Origin of the sequence: Micromonospora sp. NPDC047074, from assembly GCF_040643815.1 — a bacterium.
Taxonomy (GTDB): Bacteria; Actinomycetota; Actinomycetes; order Mycobacteriales; family Micromonosporaceae; genus Micromonospora.
Genome location: NZ_JBEYVB010000015.1, coordinates 63,674 through 80,579, shown reverse-complemented (window position 1 = coordinate 80,579; position 16,906 = coordinate 63,674). Strand labels below are relative to the sequence as shown.

General features: G+C 71.6%; 21 protein-coding genes. 7 read left to right on the top strand and 14 right to left on the bottom strand.

All coding sequences use genetic code 11. From position 1 onward, the window contains the following. The first annotated feature begins 46 nt into the window (after positions 1-46). Together ABZ809_RS19820 and ABZ809_RS19815 are read left to right on the top strand one after the other, a co-directional pair. On the top strand, positions 47-442 hold the full coding sequence (locus ABZ809_RS19820; protein ID WP_357564013.1) for a VOC family protein: 396 nt from the start codon (positions 47-49) through the stop codon (positions 440-442). 48 nt (positions 443-490) lie between these two features. Continuing rightward, positions 491-811, top strand: a complete 321-nt coding sequence (locus tag ABZ809_RS19815; protein ID WP_357564064.1) for an alpha/beta hydrolase fold domain-containing protein — start codon at positions 491-493, stop codon at positions 809-811. Between the two features lie 3 nt (positions 812-814). Here the strand turns inward: ABZ809_RS19815 and ABZ809_RS19810 are convergent, their stop codons facing one another. From ABZ809_RS19810 to ABZ809_RS19790, 5 genes are all read right to left on the bottom strand, one after another. Then, entirely contained in the window at positions 815-2,713 is a 1,899-nt protein-coding gene (locus tag ABZ809_RS19810; protein ID WP_357564063.1) for a BTAD domain-containing putative transcriptional regulator, read from the bottom strand. 66 nt (positions 2,714-2,779) lie between these two features. Next, positions 2,780-3,076, bottom strand: coding sequence for a hypothetical protein (locus ABZ809_RS19805; RefSeq protein WP_357564012.1), 297 nt, complete (start codon positions 3,074-3,076; stop codon positions 2,780-2,782). A gap of 106 nt (positions 3,077-3,182) precedes the next feature. After that, complete coding sequence (locus ABZ809_RS19800; protein WP_357564011.1) at positions 3,183-3,974, bottom strand: SDR family oxidoreductase; 792 nt, start codon at positions 3,972-3,974, stop codon at positions 3,183-3,185. A gap of 563 nt (positions 3,975-4,537) precedes the next feature. Then, entirely contained in the window at positions 4,538-4,822 is a 285-nt protein-coding gene (locus ABZ809_RS19795; protein WP_357564062.1) for an ATP-binding protein, read from the bottom strand. Between the two features lie 161 nt (positions 4,823-4,983). Further along, a complete protein-coding gene (locus ABZ809_RS19790) occupies positions 4,984-5,301 on the bottom strand; it encodes an amphi-Trp domain-containing protein (protein WP_357564010.1) in 318 nt (105 codons plus the stop codon). A 391-nt stretch (positions 5,302-5,692) separates the two neighbouring features. On the opposite strand from ABZ809_RS19790, the gene ABZ809_RS19785 reads away from it, so the two are divergent. Together ABZ809_RS19785 and ABZ809_RS19780 are read left to right on the top strand one after the other, a co-directional pair. Then, positions 5,693-5,986, top strand: coding sequence for a hypothetical protein (locus tag ABZ809_RS19785; protein WP_357564009.1), 294 nt, complete (start codon positions 5,693-5,695; stop codon positions 5,984-5,986). A gap of 340 nt (positions 5,987-6,326) precedes the next feature. Beyond that, positions 6,327-6,656 carry a hypothetical protein gene (locus ABZ809_RS19780; RefSeq protein ID WP_357564008.1) on the top strand — a complete coding sequence of 110 codons (330 nt, stop codon included), beginning with the start codon at positions 6,327-6,329 and terminating at the stop codon, positions 6,654-6,656. A 363-nt stretch (positions 6,657-7,019) separates the two neighbouring features. On the opposite strand, the gene ABZ809_RS19775 is transcribed toward ABZ809_RS19780, so the two are convergent. Next, entirely contained in the window at positions 7,020-7,487 is a 468-nt protein-coding gene (locus ABZ809_RS19775) for a hypothetical protein (protein WP_357564007.1), read from the bottom strand. After that, complete coding sequence (locus tag ABZ809_RS19770) at positions 7,469-7,600, bottom strand: hypothetical protein (RefSeq protein WP_357564006.1); 132 nt, start codon at positions 7,598-7,600, stop codon at positions 7,469-7,471. The genes ABZ809_RS19775 and ABZ809_RS19770 overlap by 19 nt, the downstream gene beginning before the upstream one ends. 94 nt (positions 7,601-7,694) lie before the next feature. Here ABZ809_RS19770 and ABZ809_RS19765 point away from each other — a divergent pair, with 94 nt between their 5' ends. Beyond that, entirely contained in the window at positions 7,695-9,020 is a 1,326-nt protein-coding gene (locus ABZ809_RS19765; protein WP_357564005.1) for a glycoside hydrolase family 18 protein, read from the top strand. Between the two features lie 323 nt (positions 9,021-9,343). Here ABZ809_RS19765 and ABZ809_RS19760 read toward each other — a convergent pair whose 3' ends face one another. Further along, positions 9,344-9,757, bottom strand: coding sequence for a hypothetical protein (locus ABZ809_RS19760; protein WP_357564004.1), 414 nt, complete (start codon positions 9,755-9,757; stop codon positions 9,344-9,346). A gap of 97 nt (positions 9,758-9,854) precedes the next feature. Here ABZ809_RS19760 and ABZ809_RS19755 point away from each other — a divergent pair, with 97 nt between their 5' ends. Then, on the top strand, positions 9,855-12,539 hold the full coding sequence (locus ABZ809_RS19755; RefSeq protein ID WP_357564061.1) for an AAA family ATPase: 2,685 nt from the start codon (positions 9,855-9,857) through the stop codon (positions 12,537-12,539). Positions 12,540-12,649: 110 nt separating this feature from the next. On the opposite strand, the gene ABZ809_RS19750 is transcribed toward ABZ809_RS19755, so the two are convergent. After that, positions 12,650-12,859, bottom strand: a complete 210-nt coding sequence (locus ABZ809_RS19750) for a hypothetical protein (protein ID WP_357564003.1) — start codon at positions 12,857-12,859, stop codon at positions 12,650-12,652. A 417-nt stretch (positions 12,860-13,276) separates the two neighbouring features. Between ABZ809_RS19750 and ABZ809_RS19745 the strand changes: the two genes are divergently transcribed. Next, the gene (locus tag ABZ809_RS19745; protein WP_357564002.1) at positions 13,277-13,558 is read left to right on the top strand and encodes a cation transporter; all 282 of its coding nucleotides are present in this window, start codon (positions 13,277-13,279) and stop codon (positions 13,556-13,558) included. A 92-nt stretch (positions 13,559-13,650) separates the two neighbouring features. Here the strand turns inward: ABZ809_RS19745 and ABZ809_RS19740 are convergent, their stop codons facing one another. The 5 genes from ABZ809_RS19740 to ABZ809_RS19720 are packed head-to-tail and all read right to left on the bottom strand — an operon-like array spanning position 13,651 to position 16,905. Beyond that, the gene (locus ABZ809_RS19740) at positions 13,651-13,986 is read right to left on the bottom strand and encodes a DUF202 domain-containing protein (RefSeq protein ID WP_357564001.1); all 336 of its coding nucleotides are present in this window, start codon (positions 13,984-13,986) and stop codon (positions 13,651-13,653) included. Continuing rightward, positions 13,983-14,231 (bottom strand): hypothetical protein, encoded by a 249-nt coding sequence (locus tag ABZ809_RS19735; RefSeq protein WP_357564000.1) that lies wholly within the window; start codon positions 14,229-14,231, stop codon positions 13,983-13,985. The genes ABZ809_RS19740 and ABZ809_RS19735 overlap by 4 nt, the downstream gene beginning before the upstream one ends. Further along, the gene (locus tag ABZ809_RS19730) at positions 14,218-15,069 is read right to left on the bottom strand and encodes a class II fructose-bisphosphate aldolase (RefSeq protein ID WP_357563999.1); all 852 of its coding nucleotides are present in this window, start codon (positions 15,067-15,069) and stop codon (positions 14,218-14,220) included. The genes ABZ809_RS19735 and ABZ809_RS19730 overlap by 14 nt, the downstream gene beginning before the upstream one ends. Then, positions 15,050-15,991 carry a hexose kinase gene (locus tag ABZ809_RS19725; protein WP_357563998.1) on the bottom strand — a complete coding sequence of 314 codons (942 nt, stop codon included), beginning with the start codon at positions 15,989-15,991 and terminating at the stop codon, positions 15,050-15,052. The genes ABZ809_RS19730 and ABZ809_RS19725 overlap by 20 nt, the downstream gene beginning before the upstream one ends. Beyond that, entirely contained in the window at positions 15,988-16,905 is a 918-nt protein-coding gene (locus ABZ809_RS19720) for an ROK family protein (protein WP_357563997.1), read from the bottom strand. Before ABZ809_RS19720 ends, ABZ809_RS19725 begins: the two co-directional genes overlap by 4 nt. Between the last annotated feature and the right edge of the window lies 1 nt (position 16,906).

Here is a 16,906-nt window from a genome sequence, read left to right as displayed (position 1 = left end):
GAGTTGAGGAAGCTAATCTTCCGCAACCGTCAGTAGCGTTGCCGGCATGACACTTCGCGGCATGGCCACCGTCAACTACTTCGCCGCCGACTGGGCGGCCGCCCGGGACTGGTACACGCAGGTCACCGGTGTCGAGCCGTACTTCCTGCGGGACGGCTACGCCGAGTGGCGCCTCGGCGATTACCAGGCCGAACTCGGCCTGATCGACGCCCGCTTCCAGCCGGCGGGCACCCCCACCGGCCCGGTCGGCGCGGTCCTCTACTGGCACGTCGATGACATCCACGCCGAGCTGGCCCGCCTCGTCGAGCTCGGCGCCACCGTGCACGAGCCGGCGCAGCACCGCGGCGGCGGGTTCGTCACCGCCTCCGTCGTGGACCCGTTCGGCAACCTGCTCGGCCTCATGTACAACCCGCACTACCTCGAACTGGTGGAGGGCAGGTGAGCCTCGCGTTCGCCACGGTGCGCGAGTGGGACAGCCGCCGGGCCGACGATCTTCTCGTACGACTTCAACCACACGGGATGGCGCGCGGTCCTCGGCAACGACCTCAGCACCGGTGCGGTGCCCGCCGTCGCCGCGCCTGCCCGCAACGACGACCTCGCCGGTCTGGCACCCGCCTGGATCGAGGTCGGCGAGCTGAGCATCTTCCGCGACGAGGACGTGGACTACGCGCGCCGGCTCCGGGCCGCAGGCGTGTCGACCGAGTTGCACGTCCACCCCGGGCTTCCACACGCCTTCGACGTGCTGCTCATCGGCGACGAGGCCGGCGAGCGTCACAAAGCGGAACGCATCCGGGTTCTGCGCGACCTGTGAGGGTCAGCCGGATCGCAGCGCGGCATCCAGCGCCGCCAGATGATCCGCGACCCGGCCGACCGTCAGCGCTCCACTGGCCGCGCCGGCCCACTCCGCCGCCGCCGGTAGCAGCGCCTGCCTGACCCGCATCATGGCGTCCCGGTCACCGGCGGCGATCGCTGCCCGGCCCAGCAGGCACCACAGCGCTTCGGCGAGCAGATCCGCCGGGGGATCCGGCACGTCGGCGAGCCGGACCGGGGGACGCACCCACGGCTCGTACGGGCCCCATTCATCATCCGCGAGGGCGAGCGGCAGACCATGGCGGATACGCAGTCCGAGCAGAGCCAACGGCAACAGTCCGTCGCGCACACCCGGCATCCCCGCGCCCTCCAGTTCGGCCGCCGCCGCCTGGTACAGCCGCTCGGCCCGCTCGGCCGGCACCTGCTCTGCCACGTCGGCGCGCAGCGCCCGGTACCACTGGGTGAACACGCCGACCAGGGGCCGCTCGTGCCGGCCGGCCAGGTCGTCGGCGGCCCGCGCGTGCTGATCGGCTCGGCCGAACGCGGCCACCGCGCAACTCGACTGCAGCCGGATCAGGTGGCCGAGCACCTCCACGCTCGGCAGATCGTGCCGGTTCGCCAGGCCGACCAGCTCGGCGCCGATCCGATCCCGGTCCACCGATCCGCCGGTGCGCCGGCAGCTCTGCATGAACACGCCGTTCAACGCGAACGCCAGCAGCCCGGGGTCGTCCCTCTCGCGGGCGATCGCCTCGGCCTGCCGGGCACACTCCGCCGGCCGCGGGTCGTGGGTGCCGCGCGACTCGATCGCGATGGTGGCCAGCAGCCGGGCCCGGGCCGGATCACGGCTGGTCGGCGGAAGAACCGCGAGGGCCCGTTCCGCGGCGGCGACGATGCCGGCCGCCTGCGCCGCGTCGTCGGCACGGGGCCAGACGGCCGGCACGTCGTAGGCGCCGATCACCCGGGCGGTCAGCTCTGGGTCGCCGAGCTGCTCGGCGGCCGCGACCGCCGCGGCCCGCTGCTCGCGGGCCACCTCCAGACCACCGGCCCCGGTGACCGCGAGGTTGCGCAGCATGCCGACCGCCGACTCCAGCCGCATCCGGGCGCTGCCGCCGACCCGCTCGTAGGCGGAGGCGACCCGGGTCAGCACCTCACCGGCCGGATCCCTACGACCGGGGCCGTCCAGGCCGGGCTCCTGCCGCAGGATGTCGGTCTCCAGCGTGCGCAACGCCGGGCCGGGCTCCACACCCAGGTGGCCGGCGAGCAGCTCACGGGCCCGGCGCAGCACCGCGAGGGCATCGCCCTGGCGACCAGACCGATACAACGCCAGAGCCAGGAGCCGCCATCCCTGCTCCCGCCAGGGGTGCGCGGTGACGTGTCCGTCCAGGTCCGGGACGGCCTCGTCGGCCCGGCCCAGGTCGAGACGGGCCTGCGCCCGCCGTTCGACGGCCTGCAGGCGCAGCTCGGCCAGGCGGGACCGGTCGGCGCGCGGCCAGGCGGCGTCCGGGAAGTCCGCGTACGCGGGACCCCGCCACCAGGACAGCGCCTCGTCCAGCCGGGCCAGCGCGGTGGCCGGGGCCTCCGTTGCGGAGTCGGCGACCGCCTGCTCGAACCGCCAGGCGTCCACCTGATCGGGTGCGCACGTCAACGCGTACCCCAGGCCTCGGGTGACCAGCAAAGTAGCCGGCGCCCGCGCCGGGCGGTCCGGCTCGATCGCCTTGCGCAGCGCCGCCACGAACGTCCGCACCGCGGCCACCGCGCCCTCCGGCGGCGAAATCCACAAATCATCAATAAGATCATTTACGGGTACGACCCGGCCTCGCGCCACCAGAAGCCGGCCCAGTACCGCACGATGCATCGGACCCTTCAACGCGACCGGCCGCCGCTGCGCGTCCTGGGCGATCACCGGCCCGAGAACGCCGAAAGTGATCCGACCGCCGTGCACGCCGCCACGCTATCGCGATTCCCTGGGTCAGATGGTCAGCAGCGTCTTGCCGACAGCCGTCCGGTTCTCGTCGCGGCGTGCGCCTCGGCCGCCTGCTCCAGCCCGAACCTGCTCCTCCGGAGATCCGAAGACACCTCGCTGCACCCGGATCCCACGTCGTGCGGCTCCCTCGTCCGGCACGCCGGGCCAGCCGGCGCCGCCGCTGAAGCCGAAACCGATCATCCGGCCACCCGCGCCGAACAGGCCGAAGAGCAGCCTCGGCGACGGCACCGCCGGCACCGTCCAGGCCCACCTCCACGCCACCCGCCGCGGCACGGACCTCATCGGCCCAGCCGGCGACGCGGTAGTCGACCCACGGCGTACGCACCGAACTCGCGGGCCATCTCCAGCTAGCCTCAGTGTCTCGAAACCCGTGTGATGCCGCGCGGGCTCACAACAGCGTCGTCAGCACGCCTCCGTCGACGCGCACAGCCGACCCGTTGATGGCGGACGCGACAGGGCTCGCGATGAAGGTCACCGCATTCGCGATCTCCTCCGGCTCGATGAAGCGTCCCAGCAGGGACGTCTGGTTGGTGCCGATGATCGCCGCCTTCATCTGCTCCTCAGGGAGAGACTGTGCACTGGCCAGCGTCGTGACCGTCTGTGCGACGCCGTCGGAGTACGTCGGGCCACCCAGCACCGAGTTGACGGTCACCGCAGTGCCCTTGGTGAGCTTCGCCAGGCCGTTGCCAACCGAGAGCATCGCCGTCTTGGACGTGCCGTAGTGGATCATGTCAGCCGGGATGTTGACGCCCGACTCGCTGCTGACGAACACGATCCGGCCCCACCCCCGATCGAGCATCGCCGGCATCAGGCGCCGCGCGAGGCGGACTCCGCTGAGCACGTTGACATCGAAGTAGCGCCGCCAGTCGTCGTCGGAGATCTGCTGGAAGGGCTTGAGCTCGAAGAGCCCGACGTTGTTGATCAGGATGTCGACGCTCGGAATCTGTCCGCACAGCCGGTCGACGTCGTCGGCGACCGCGAAGTCGGCGGGCAGGCCACTGACGGATACGCCGGGCACCTCGCGACGCAACGCTTCGACGGCCTCGATCAACTTCACCGGATCGCGACCGTTGAGGATCACGTCGACGCCCTCGGCGGCGAGAACCTTCGCGGTCGCGTATCCAATGCCTCGACTGGATCCGCTGATGAACGCGGTCTTGCCGGTGAGCTGCAGGTCCATTCGTCCCCCTCGTGACTGGCCGCCGGCCGGAGCCGGGACCTCGTACCCTGCCGGACTGTCCGGCAGCGGTTGGTTATGAGGTTGCCGCGAACGAATGAGCATTCGATGAGCAAGGCTTGGCTACCGAGGTACGTCGAAGCCCCGGGCAGCCGTGGTGTGGGGTAGGACCGCCTCCTTACAGGTCGGCCACCACACCCCGGCGGACCAGGCGGTCACCGAGCGCCGCGAACGCCCGCTCCAGCTCGGCCCGGTCGACGTGGCCCGCCTCGACGCCGCTGGCCGGGTAGCGGCCGTCCGCTGCTGCGCGCCCTGGGTCGGATTCCTGGCCTCGCCCTGCGCGCCGACGTCGTGCACGCGCGGTGCTCGTCCCCGTTACCTTTGGCCGTCCCCGGTCGGGGACTCCTCGGTCGCCCGGCCCGGTATGACTTCCTGCCCCTGTCGTTCGGATGGTCCGGGGGTGTCGTCGCCGGGTCGGGTGGCGTCGGTGGACCGCTGACAGGGACCCGGCCATTTCCTGGTGCGTCTGTCGCAGGCAACCTACGCAGCCGCACCTGCCATCGGGGTCACGGCATGGCCGGGAAGCTGATTTCGACGGTGAACCCACCCCTGGGACGTGCGTGGGCCGTGAGTACGGCGCCGTGAGCGACGGCGATCGCCCGTACGATCGACAGGCCCAGCCCGTGGTGGGCGTCGTCAGCCACCCGCCGCATGCGCTGGAAGGGCTCGAACAGCCGGTCCACCTCCTCGGGTGGTACCACCGGACCCGTGTTCGTGACGGCCAGGAGCGCCTGACCGGCGGCGAGGCGGGTGGCCACCTCGACCTTTCCGTCGGGAACGTTGTGGTGCAGGGCGTCGCGTTTCCAGCGTCGTGGGCGGGGCCCCAGCCGGGGACTCCTCGGTCGCCCGGCCCGGTGATGAGCCTTGGCCCGGGAAGATCCCAGGCCAAGGCCGTTCGCTACCCTAACTCCGTGGTCACGTGCGTGGGCTTTCGGAGCGCCGTCGCACCGCGCTATTCGGCGGTGGAACTCTCCGCCGTATCCGGTGCTTCCGTCTTCGCCTCGGTCTCCCGGGCGGCCCCCGTCTCGGCGGAGGGCTCGACCGCCTCGACGGTCCGCGGGTTGACCCAGGAGAACTCGATCTCGACCGAGAACTCGTCCTTACCCTCTTGCTCGATCTCCAGCTCGCACCGCACCTGGTCGGCGACGGCGATCGTACCCGCAGCGCCGTAGAAGAGGTGCCCGGTGGTCTCCAGTTGGCCCGCCAGTTGGCGAAGCCAGGCGGCCAGATCCGCCCGAGACACGGTCCGGGCGTCCTCGTAGATATCCATGCCGTCATGCTTTCATCCGACAAAGGGCGGGCCGAGTGAGGGGCGTCCCGATCGACCTGGATTCCTCCGCTCGGGCAGAAGGCCCAGTACGAGCGCTGCGGCGGCGAGGGCCGTGACGCCAGTAGCGTCACGCCGTCGGGTGCGGCATCAGCTCTGGTCGACGTTGAAGATCGAACTGGTGTACCGCACTCGTGGCGTACCCGTGACGAGGCGGAGAACACGACCTGGCACACCCACCAGGCTATCGTTCAGCCTGAGCCTGGCGCCGGGTAAACCGACCCTCCGGCGAACCGGGGGAACCTCAGGTCGCCACACGATGGGCCACCAGGTTGGTCGGCGCCTTACGTAGCAGGAAACAAGAGGCGCCGTCATCGCTGGCAGGGAAGACTGCGTGTCGATGAACTGCGATACCAAAGGTTGTGACCACGACTGGCACTACGCCGACCCACGAACGCTGGCGGGGGCGCTGCAACATGGTCTTGGCCGCGGCGCTCATCGAGCCCTGGTCGACCCCACCGCGCCCGAACTCATCGCCGATTGCCTTCGGCGTGACTACCGCTGGTTCTGGCATGTGGATGAGCGGGAGGTGTACCTGGCCCGACTGGTGCGCGACCTGCGGCTCCCGGTTTCCCCGATCACAGCGCGCCTGCACGCAGCCGCTCCCGAGGAGGCAGACGCCCTCTGAGCACCGGTCGGCCCCGACGAAGGACTTCCAGGCCACCCTGATCAGGCTCGGCATGCGGCCGTCGATAGCCGGACCGGGTCGTGCTTCGACAACGCGGTCGCCGAGTCGCGTTTTTGCCAGCCTCGAAGCCGAGATCTGTACCCGCGTCTTCACCAGCCGTGCGCAGGCCCCGCCGCGAGGTGTTCACCTGCATCAATCACGACAACAAAAGGTTGCATTCCGCTGTGAAAATCCACACACCACGCGAAGCACTTATTTGCTATCGTCAATCAATTGCCCTCGCGGCATGAAACTCCGGCGTCCGGCCCCGGGGTGAAACCTCGCTGAAAGGAACGGGGACATGAAGAAGAAGGTTCTTGGCGCCGTCGCCGCCGCCGTCATGCTGGTGCCCGCCCTGGCGGCTAGCCCGGCTCACGCGGCGGGACGTGTCCTGCACGTCTGGGACGGGACCGGCTGGTCAGGTATCTCCGCATGGCTGTACACGGGCGAGGACAACTACTGCACATCCGTCGGTGCGTGGAACGACGGAATCCGGTCCGCTCGCACGGAGAGCAGCGGCACAGTGGAGCTGTGGGAGCACATCAACTGCACCGGCTACTCCATCACCGTTGACAGCAGCGGCTACAGCAACATCGGCCCCTGGGTCAGCGCCATCAAATCCCACAGCTAGCACCCAGCGAAGCTGGCGGACGCCCCCGCACCAGGCCGGTACGGGGGCGTCGTGCCGTTCGGTCAGCGGCGGGCGGTCAGCTCGCTCCTCGGCTCCCGCAACGGAAGGCTGACTGGCCGGCCCGGCCCGTGTTGGGCCGGGCCGGCCCTTGAGGACTATTGCTCGCCAGAGTCACGGTAACGGTGATCTTGATGTGGGATTCAAGGCACCTCGCGAGGGCCGGGTTTGCGGATGACCTGGGAAAAGATGGAGCTGCCAGGCATTGCACATCAACAGCCGTCTTGGCCGTCCCACGGCTCTGTCACCACCGCCGCAGAGGTCAGTGTGTGCACGTATCCGTTGGTAAACGCCGTTTGATCTTGATCAACGTGACTTTCCCGAGAGATAGTCCCCACGGGCCGGCGCAGCCCGGATCAGGCCTTGGCGGTAGTGGCGGGTGTAGGACTCCCGGTAGCTGGCCTGCACCTTCGTCTGGATCACCGTGCGCCCGGCCTTGAACTCCGCCGCCAGGTTCCGCAAGGTCTCCGAGCCGACCAGCGGGAACACCACCTGCCGCACTGTCTCGTCGGGCCGGCGCAACGCGGCGTCGGCAACCTTCAAGAGCAGATTCTCCTTGCCGCCCACCCTGGTGAACTCCGCCGCCAGCTGCCGGAAAACCCTCTTCTCCGCGCGCAGCCCGATCCGGTGCACCGTCGAGATCAGCAGCTGCACCAGCTGGCCGGTGATTTCCTGCCGCCGGGTCACCATCAGCGCGGCCAGCATCGCCGCCTGCACCGGATCCGAGCGCCGGCGCACGTGGCTGGGTGACTCGATCAGCGCAGGTGCCGCCACTCCGCGACCACCTTGGGCGCCACATCGGTGAACAGGCCCGCCGGCAGCGTCTCAGCGCTGCCCAGCGACCCCACCGAGAAGGTCGATCGTGGCCAGTCACCAGATGCCTCCATGGCAGGACCTTGACCCGGCGAGAGCGGCACCTTAACTTCCTGGATCAGGAAAGTTTGTTCACTGTTTCGCATCGCCAACCGCCCGGGAGGGCACATGCGCGGAACGATCCCCCGCCGGCTCGCCACCTTCGTCACCGCTCTGACCGTCCTCGCCGCCGGCATCCCGGTCGCCGCCGCCCAGGCATCGCCGTCCAGAGCGTCCCAGCGGGACGGCTTCTACCAGGTCGGCTACTTCACCCAGTGGGGCATCTACGGCCGGGCCTTCCCGGTCAAGAAGCTCGACACCTCCGGGGCCGCCGCGAGGCTGACCCACATCAACTACGCGTTCGGCGACGTCACCGCCGAAGGGCTCTGCGCCTCGGGCGACGTATGGGCGGACTACCAACGCCCGGTGTCGGCCGAGGAGAGCGTCGACGGGGTCGCCGACGCGGCCGGCGAGTCGCTGAACGGCAACTTCGACCAGCTGCGCAAGCTCAAGGCGAAGCACCCCGGGCTGCGGGTGCTCCTCTCGCTCGGCGGCTGGAGCTGGTCGACGTACTTCTCCGACGCGGCCCTGACGCCGGAGTCCCGGCGGGCCTTCGTCACCTCCTGTGTGGACCAGTTCATCAAGGGCGACCTGCCGGAGGTCGGCGAGGTCGGCGGGGCCGGCTCGGCCGCCGGTGTCTTCGACGGCATCGACCTGGACTGGGAGTGGCCCGGCTCGGCGGGCGAGCCCGGCAACATCATCCGCCCCGAGGACAAGCAGAACTTCACCGCGCTGGTCGCCGAGTTCCGCCGCCAGCTCGACGGCTACGGCCGGGTCACCCGCAAGCACTACGAGCTGACCGCGTTCCTGCCGGCCAACCCGGCCGCGATGGACGCCGGCTTCGAGACCAAGAAGATCTTCGAGGACTTCGACTTCGCCACCATCCAGGGCTACGACTTCCACGGCACCTGGGAGGCGGTGACCAACCAGCAGTCCGCGCTGCGCCGGTCGGCCGCCGCCCCGGACAACCCGGACTTCACCGTCGAACGAGCCATCAACGGCTGGCTCGACCGGGGCGCGCCGCGCGGCAAACTGGTGCTCGGCATCCCCTACTACGGCCAGGGCTGGACCGGCGTGACCGGCGGCGGCAACGGCCTGTTCAAGCCGGCCACCGGCCCGGCGCAGGGCACCTGGGCGCCCGGCAACGAGGACTACAAGGTGCTGAAGAACCTGCCCGCGCAGGGCTACCGGGTGCACCGCGACCTGCGCACCGGGCACGCCTGGCTCTTCGACGGCACCACCTTCTGGACCTACGACGACCCGGCCACAGTGCTGCAGAAGACGCTCTACATCCGCAAGGAGCGCCTCGGCGGGGCGATGGTCTGGTCACTCGACGGTGACGACGACCGGGCCACCCTGACCCGGACGATCGCCGCCGGCCTCTGGACCCCCTGACCCACCCGCACCAACGCGCCGCCGCGCCTCCCCGATCGGGGGACGCGGCGGCGCGGCTTCGGTTGGTCCCGCCTCCTTCGGGTACGAGTCGATCCGTGGGCGGCTCTGCGTCCGGCCCGGGGCTGATCGACCAGGCAGATCGAAGACGCGGACTCGCCGATTGAGCAGCCGGACAGAACGATCCTCACGACTGCCCGGGTAGGCCAACCTCATTGAGTTAGGGGTTGTGAGGTCACTGAACGGTGCGGTGACCGGTTCGGCCGGTGAGCCGGATCCCGGGTGCCCGCTCCGGCCGGGAAGGTGCACCCGGGGATCCGCACGGATCAGAAGGCGGTCCGGCGCAGGCCGGTGATCTGGAGGGCGGCGAATCCGGCGACCACCACCGCCTGCGCGATCACGAGCGCGACGCCGAGGGTGGTCAACGGGAACCAGCCGGCGACGAGCAGCTCAACGCTCGCGGCGACCCAGGCGATGTTGACGGCGATCACGACTCCCACGGCCGGTCGGCTCACCGTCGGCTTCGACGCGAGGACGAGCAGGGCGGCCGCGAAGGCGACCAAGAAGGCGCCTACGGGGTAGAGAAGACCGGTGGGAAGGCCGAACAGCCGGCCGAAGATCGCCGCGGCGGCGAGGTAGACCACGCCGTTGGCGCCTGAGCCGATCGCGTCCTGCCTGAGGGCGAAGCGGAGCAGCTTGGCGTCGTCGGCGGTCCGGATGGTGCTGGCGATGGTGGCCATCTCGAAGTCCCTTCGTGGTGCTGACGTGCGTCTGATCACGAAGCTACGGAGCTGGCGGCCATGCCGAATCCGTCATGGTGACGGTAGGTTGCCAGTCGTGCTGTACGGGCGGGCCGAGGAACAGGCGGAGATCGACCGACTGGTGGACGGCGCCCGGGAAGGTCGCAGCGGCGCCCTGGTCTTCCGGGGTCCGGCCGGGATCGGCAAGTCGGCGCTGCTGGAGTACGCCGCGCTGCGGGCGACCGGCATGCAGGTGGTGCGGGGTGTCGGTATCGAGTCCGAGGCGGCGTTGCCGTTCGCCGCACTGCACCTGCTCCTGCGGACCGGGCTCGACCGGATCCACGCGCTGCCCGACGCACAGGCGAGGGCGCTCGGCGCCGCCCTGGGGCTGCGCAACGCGCCACCGGAGAGCCGGTTCCTGGTGGGCCTGGCCACTCTCAGCCTCCTGTCCGAGCTGGCCGGGGACGGTGGGCTGCTCTGCCTTGTGGACGACGCGCAATGGTGCGACGAGGCGTCCGTCGACGCCCTGGTGTTCGCGGCGCGCCGGCTCGGGGCCGAGGGCGTCGCCATGATCTTCGCCGCCCGTCCGGACCTCCCGGTCACCGGCCTTCCCGCACACCGTCTCGCCGGGCTGGACGACACGGCGGCCGCCGCCCTGCTCCCCGCTGATCTTCCGCCGCAGGTCCGGGAGCGCCTCGTCCAGGAGTCGGCCGGCAACCCGCTGGCGCTCATCGAGCTGCCGGCCGCGCTGACTCCCGAACAGCGGACCGGGCGGTTGTCGCCGGTGGGCGCGATGCCGGTGGCGGTGCGGGTCCAGGAGGCGTTCCTTTCACAGTTGGCCGCGCTGCCGGAGGCCGCGCGCACCGCGCTCCTAGTCGCGGCGGCGGACGGTTCCGGCGAACTCGCGACACTGGTCGCCGGCGGCGCTTCGCTCGACGGTCTGGAAGCCGCCGAGCGGAGCCGGCTGATTGGAATCAACGGGACGGCCGTCGGTTTCCGTCATCCCCTCATCCGGGCGGCCGTGTATCAGAGCGCGTCCGTGAGCCGACGCCTCGCCGTACACCGGGCGCTCGCCGACGCGCTGATCAGCTCGACCTCGCCCGACGCCGCCGACCGGCGCATCTGGCACTTGGCCGCCGCCGCGCTCGGTCCCGATGAGGATGTCGCGCGGCAACTGGAGGAGGCGGCGGGCCGGGCCCGTACGCGGGGCGGCCACGCCGCAGTGGCGGCCGCCTACCAGCGGGCCGCCGAGCTCACCGTCGATCCGGTACGCCGATCCGCTCGGCTGGCGACGGCGGCGCTGGCCGCAAGCGACGCCGGTCTGACCGACCGCGCCGCCGCGCTCGCCGGAAGCGCCACGCCCGACGTGGACGAGCCGGCGATGATCGTGGCGTTGACCCAGGTCCGCGCCCACCGCGAGGTCGAGCTGGGCACCCCGCTGGCCGCCGGCCGGATCATCCTCGACGCCGCCCCCCGGGTGGCGGCGCGCGACCCCGAGCAGGCGACCTGGCTGCTGGTGGAGGCGGTCCGCTGCGCCTGGTTCGCCGGCGACGCGCCGCTGGCCGGACAGGCGGCGACGGCGCTCCACGAGCTGCCGGCGATCGGTTCGCCGCTGGTCAACCAGGCGGTCGGGCTGGCCCGACTGCTGGCCGGCGACCTCGCAGGTGGGCTGCCGTTCACTGGCGACGCGCTGGACCCGTCCGGGCTCGCCGGGCTGGGCGTCCCGGGGCTGACCTTCACTGCCGGCGCCGCCCTCGCGACGGGCCGCGCTGCCCTATGCGAGGAACTCACCGGGCGGGTCGTGGCGGACTGCCGAAGGAGCGGGATGATCGGCTGGCTGGCGTTCGCCCTCCAGGACCAGGGGTTCGCGCAGGGGCTACAGGGCCGTTACGGGGACGCGAGGGCGACCCTCGACGCGGGGCTACGGCTGGCGACGGACCTGGGACACGAGCACCGGGTCATCCACCTCACCTGCTGCCTCGCCTGGGTGCTCGCCCATCAGAAGGACGTGGCGGGGTGCCGCGCGAGGGCCGAGGACGGCGTCCGGCGGGCCGACGACCGCAAGCTGGTCCTCGCGGCGACCCTCGGTCGCTGGGCGCTCGGCCGGCTCGAACTCGGCCTGGGAAACGCGGACGCCGCTCTGGAGCAGTTGGAACGGATCCCGCTGAGCGGGTTCGGGGCGCTCGCCGCCGCCGATCTCGTCGAGGCGGCGGTCCGCAGTGGCCGGCCGGAGCGGGCCGGCGAGCCGCTGGAGTGCTACCTGACCTGGGCGCGGCATGTCCGTCAACCGGCCTCGGACGCGGTCGCCCTGCGCTGCCGGGCCCTGATGGACCAGGACGAGGCGCACTTCGTTGCCGCCGTCCGCGCCCACGACGGCGCCGACCAGCCGTACGAACAGGCGAGGACGCGACTCGCCTACGGCGAGTGGCTGCGACGGGCCCGGAGGCGGGCGGATGCGCGCACGCAGCTCCGCGCCGCGCTGGAGGTCTTCGACCGGCTGGGCGCGGAGTCGTGGGCCCGGCGGGCCCGCGCCGAGCTGCGCGCGACCGGGGACGTCCCGGCCGCGCCGCGCCGGGCCGGCGACCCGCTCAGCGTGCTCACCGCGCAGGAACGCGAGGTCGTGCGGCTGGCGGCTGCCGGCGCCTCCAACCGCGACATCGCCGCCCAGCTCTTCCTCAGCCCACGGACCGTGGGCTACCACCTCTACAAGGCGTTCCCCAAGCTGGGCATCACGTCGCGGGCTCAGCTGGCGACGCTGGCCGGGGTCGCGGCCGCCGAGTGACGACGGCCGCCCGCAGGAGCGGGCGGCGTCCGGGCCGGCACCGGGAGGTGACGGACGGCGGGACCGGTGCGACCCGGCCCCGCCGTCCCCGGCTCGCGGGGCGCGTCCCGTCACGCCGAGAGCAGCGGGAACGTCAGGCAGGGGCGCGAGGTGACGCCGAAGGTCAGCAGCGCCTGCCCGGCGGCCGTCCCCTCGCTGGTGAGCACCGTCCACTGGCCGAACCCGTTGTCGAACAGGGGCCGCAGCGTCAGGCAGCCGTCGGGGGTGAACCGGTACGTCGTCCACTTCTGCCGGTCGTCGTCCGCGGCGCCGGGCAGCATGCGGATTTCGCTGTTGACGAACTCGTCGGCCAGGGCGAGGCAGCGGCCGGCCAGGGCTGAGCCGCCCGTTCGTGACCCGCTTGGTCAGCGGGGTCGAAGATCTACCGTTGCGGCAGGCTCAGCACGTCGCAGTCCGCGCCCCGAATCCGGTACAGGCTGCCGGCGTCCGTAGCGCCGCAGGTGCCGTAGAGCTCCGAGCGCAGCTGAAAAAGCAGCGGCGGGTCCGCGGCCCGCGCCGGGGCGGCCAACACGCCCCCGTCGCGGCCACCGCCACCACCACCGCCAGGACCCTCGCCAACCAGCTCCGTCGCATCACGACAGTCCTCTCCTCGCGGTCATGCCAGGGATACCGCGAGCCGCTGCGGCAACGATGCCGGCCGGCAGCACCGCACCTCGGCGACGACCAACATCCGCGTCGTGGCAGTCAACGGCGTGGTGACGGCGCTCGTCGCGAACCTGGGCATCGCGGTGAGCAAGTTCGTCGCCGCAGCGGCCACCGGCTCGGCGCCGATGCTCGCGAAGGGCGTGCACTCCGCGGCGGACTCCACGAACCAGGCACTGATGCTCGGCGGCAGACGCGCCCTCCGCGGCCCGTGGGCGCCGCACCCGTTCGGGTACACCCGCGAACGCTACGTCTACGCCTTCACCACTGCGATCATCCTGGTCACACTCGGTGACCTGAACGTGCGCTCCACATGACGTGACGGTTACGACGGCACGAGCCGTCGTGGCCATTCAGCGGTTGCCGGTCGACCCAGCAGCAGCCCGGCGTGGGCGTCCCGAGTCGCAGTTCAGCCCAGCCCGGCGAGGTGGACGGCCACGATCACCGTTGCGATCACCACCACCCCGACGGTGACCAGCACCCCGCCGCGCCCGGACGGGGGCAGGTCACCGGCCCGGATCGCCTCGCCTGCGGCTCGGTAGCGCAGGTAGCCGATGATCGCTGTGACGATGCCGAGCGCGAAGATCCCCAACGCCGTCGCGGTCGCCACCGGGCGCGTGTCCGACAGGTGCAGCAGCGCCACTCCCCCGGCCAACATCGTCAGCGCCGTACGCAGCCAGGCGAGCAGGGTGCGCTCGTTGGCGAGCAGGAACCGCACGTCCACGTCCAGGCGTTCGGAGTTCATCGGACCGGTCCCGGCTCGTCGGCGACGCGGCGGAAACCGGTGTTGCCGCTGGTGCTGTCGGGGGTCGACATGGTGCGAGCGGCGACCCGGTAGCGATTGCAGTACGAGCCGTGGCGCTTGTTCACGTGCGGCAGCTTCCGTCGGTGCTCCGGGTCGACGCGGATCGCATCGGTGACGTCCTGGTCGATCTGGAAGTTTCCGGACCGGACCCGCCGTCCCGATGACGTCTCCTCAAACCGTGACATCCGTCCGCATCGCGATCAGCTCGAGCAAGCGCGCGGCCTCGTCCGCGACAGCCGAACGTCCCTGCGCCAGATACTTGCGGGTGTCCACGGTGCCTGGCTCGTCATCCAGGTATCCACGGACCGCACGGGTGAACACCTTGTTCAGGTGGGTAGCTATGTTGATCTTCGTCATGCCCGCGGCCACCGCCGCCCGTAACTGGTCATCGGCCACTCCGGACGACCCGTGCAACACCAACGGGACCGGCACCCGCGCGCGGATGGCCGCCACCAGATCAAGATCGAGGTGGGCCGTTCGACTGGTCATGGCATGCGACGAGCCGACGGCGACCGCCAGCGCGTCCACTCCCGTGTCCGCGACGAACCGCGCGGCGGCGTCGGGGTCCGTGCGTACGCCCGGGGCGTGCACGCCATCCTTGCCACCCACCTCACCCAGCTCGGCCTCGACGCTCACCCCGGCCCCGCGGCACCGCCGCACCACCGACCGGGTCACCGCCCGGTTCGTCTCGTCGTCCAGCCGCGAGCCGTCGAACATGACCGACGTGAACCCCAGGGCGACCGCCTCGTCGACGAGCTGTTCACTCGTTGCGTGGTCGAGGTGGAGGACGCACACGACCTCCGACTGCTGTGCAATCGCCTTTGTGGCCAGCGCGATCGGCGCCAGCGAGCCGTGGTACCGCACCGCGTTCTCGCTGATCTGCAACACCACCGGCAGGCGTGCACGCTCGGCAGCCGCCACCAGAGCCTCGGCATGCTCTATCTGGATCACGTTGAACGCGCCCACACCGCGCCCATCCCGCAGCGCGTCCCGGAGCACCTCGTCAAGCCTTGCCAGCGTCATCTGTCTCCTCGATTCGTACCATTGCCGCCAACCGCGCCGCCTCGACAGGGCGGACCTCGCCCGCGACCCGGCTGAGCACCGCAGCGGCGGACCACCCCACAACCTCACCCATCACCCGCGGCCAGTCGTGTCCCCGCGCGAGCCCGGCGGCGATCGCGGCGACCGCCGCGTCACCGGCGCCCGTCGGGTTGCCCGCCAGCCGCTGGCCGGCGGCGGCGCGGTAGGCCGGCCCGTCAGCGGGCACCACGAGCACACCGTCCGCGCCCAGGGACACCACGACGTCGCGGGCCCCGAGCCGCCGCAGCACCGCCGCGCCGCGCAGCGGCGCGGCGACGCCGGTCACCGCGCGTAGTTCGGCGAGGTTGGGTTTGACGACATCGGGCCCGGCAGCCAGTGCGCGCCGCAGCGGTTCCCCGTCGGCGTCGACGACGCAACGCGCGTTGCGCGCGCGGACAAGCTCGACGATCTGGGCGTACGCGTCGACCGGCGCGCCCGGGGGAAGGCTGCCGGAGGCCACGACGACGTCCGCGCCGGACTCACGGACCAGCCCGTCCAGCCACGACGTAAAGGATCGCCACTCGCCGGCTGTGACGACGGGGCCAGGTTCGTTGAAGATCGTGGCGTCGCCAGAGGCGGTCGAGACCACGTTCACCGTGCGCCGGCTCTCCCCCGCGCAGTCCCCGAACGCGTGACGCACCCCTCTGGCATCGAGGTCCGCGCGGATCGCCGCCCCGGTTCCGCCGCCCACCAGCCCGGTCGCGGTCACGGCGATCCCGAACGTGGAGAGCACCGACGCGACGTTGACCCCCTTGCCACCAGCCCGCTGACGAACCGCGCTGACCCGGTGACTGCCCCACAGCGCCAGGTCGGCCACTTCGTAGGTGATGTCGAGCGCGGCGTTCAGCGTCACCGTGATGATCACAGCGCCTCCCAGGCGAGGCAGGCGGCTCCCAGGCAGCCCGCGCGGTCGCCGAGCGCGGCCCGTTCCAGGCGGGGGCGGCGCTGGAAGGTGAGCAGGTCGTCGACGGCCCGCCGCAGCGGCGCCAGCAGCATGTCCCCGCTCTCGGCCAGCCCGCCCCCGATCAGCACCAGCTCGACACCGGTGATGCTGACCGTCGTGGCGATCGCCCGGGCCAGGGCGTCGACGGCGCGCGCCCATACCGCGCCGGCAAGCGGATCACCGTCGGCCGCGCGAGCGGCCACGACCTCGGCGGAGACCCGCTGCCCGCTCCCGCTGGCGTACTCCCGTTCGACGGCTGCCGCCGAACTGATCGCCTCCAGGCATCCCCGACCGCCGCAACCACACCGCGGTCCGCGCGGATCCGCCACGACATGGCCGAGCTCGCCCGCCCACCCGCCGGCGGCGACCAGACGACCGTCGAGCATCAGCGCTCCGGCGATCCCGGTGCCGACGGGAACGAACACCACGTCAGGAGCGCCGCGCGCGGCACCCAGCCGGGCCTCGGCCAACAGCCCCGCCCGCACGTCGTGTCCCGCCACCGTCGGGACGCCGAGGGCGGCACCGACCGACTCGGCGACCGGCAGGTCACGCCATCCCAGATTGACCGACAACCGGCCGACCCCACGCCGCTCGTCGACCAACCCCGGCACGACGACGCCGCACCCCACCAGCATCGGCCGCACACCCCCGCCGGGAACGCCGTCGAGCAACTCCGACACGACATCGGCCGCCACCGCTCCAACTCGCTGGGCGATGTCGGGCGGCGTCGGGCAGGTCAGTCGGGCCACCTGCCCGAAGGACCGGTCGACCAGTGCGGCCTTGACCCGGGTGCCACCGACGTCGATGGCCGCGACCACCTCGAGGGTGTCGGCCACG

Bases quoted from the DNA above. Each gene is read 5' to 3' on its own strand.
- ABZ809_RS19780 (WP_357564008.1), top strand. From the start codon at position 6,327: ATGAAGAAGAAGGTTCTTGGCGCCGTCGCCGCCGCCGTCATGCTGGTG.
- ABZ809_RS19790 (WP_357564010.1), bottom strand. From the start codon at position 5,301: ATGGATATCTACGAGGACGCCCGGACCGTGTCTCGGGCGGATCTGGCC.
- ABZ809_RS19740 (WP_357564001.1), bottom strand. From the start codon at position 13,986: ATGAACTCCGAACGCCTGGACGTGGACGTGCGGTTCCTGCTCGCCAAC.
- ABZ809_RS19800 (WP_357564011.1), bottom strand. From the start codon at position 3,974: ATGGACCTGCAGCTCACCGGCAAGACCGCGTTCATCAGCGGATCCAGT.
- ABZ809_RS19750 (WP_357564003.1), bottom strand. From the start codon at position 12,859: ATGCTGCCCGGCGCCGCGGACGACGACCGGCAGAAGTGGACGACGTAC.
- ABZ809_RS19730 (WP_357563999.1), bottom strand. From the start codon at position 15,069: ATGACGCTGGCAAGGCTTGACGAGGTGCTCCGGGACGCGCTGCGGGAT.
- ABZ809_RS19735 (WP_357564000.1), bottom strand. From the start codon at position 14,231: ATGTCACGGTTTGAGGAGACGTCATCGGGACGGCGGGTCCGGTCCGGA.
- ABZ809_RS19820 (WP_357564013.1), top strand. From the start codon at position 47: ATGACACTTCGCGGCATGGCCACCGTCAACTACTTCGCCGCCGACTGG.
- ABZ809_RS19765 (WP_357564005.1), top strand. From the start codon at position 7,695: ATGCGCGGAACGATCCCCCGCCGGCTCGCCACCTTCGTCACCGCTCTG.
- ABZ809_RS19805 (WP_357564012.1), bottom strand. From the start codon at position 3,076: ATGAGGTCCGTGCCGCGGCGGGTGGCGTGGAGGTGGGCCTGGACGGTG.
- ABZ809_RS19770 (WP_357564006.1), bottom strand. From the start codon at position 7,600: ATGGAGGCATCTGGTGACTGGCCACGATCGACCTTCTCGGTGGGGTCG.
- ABZ809_RS19760 (WP_357564004.1), bottom strand. From the start codon at position 9,757: ATGGCCACCATCGCCAGCACCATCCGGACCGCCGACGACGCCAAGCTG.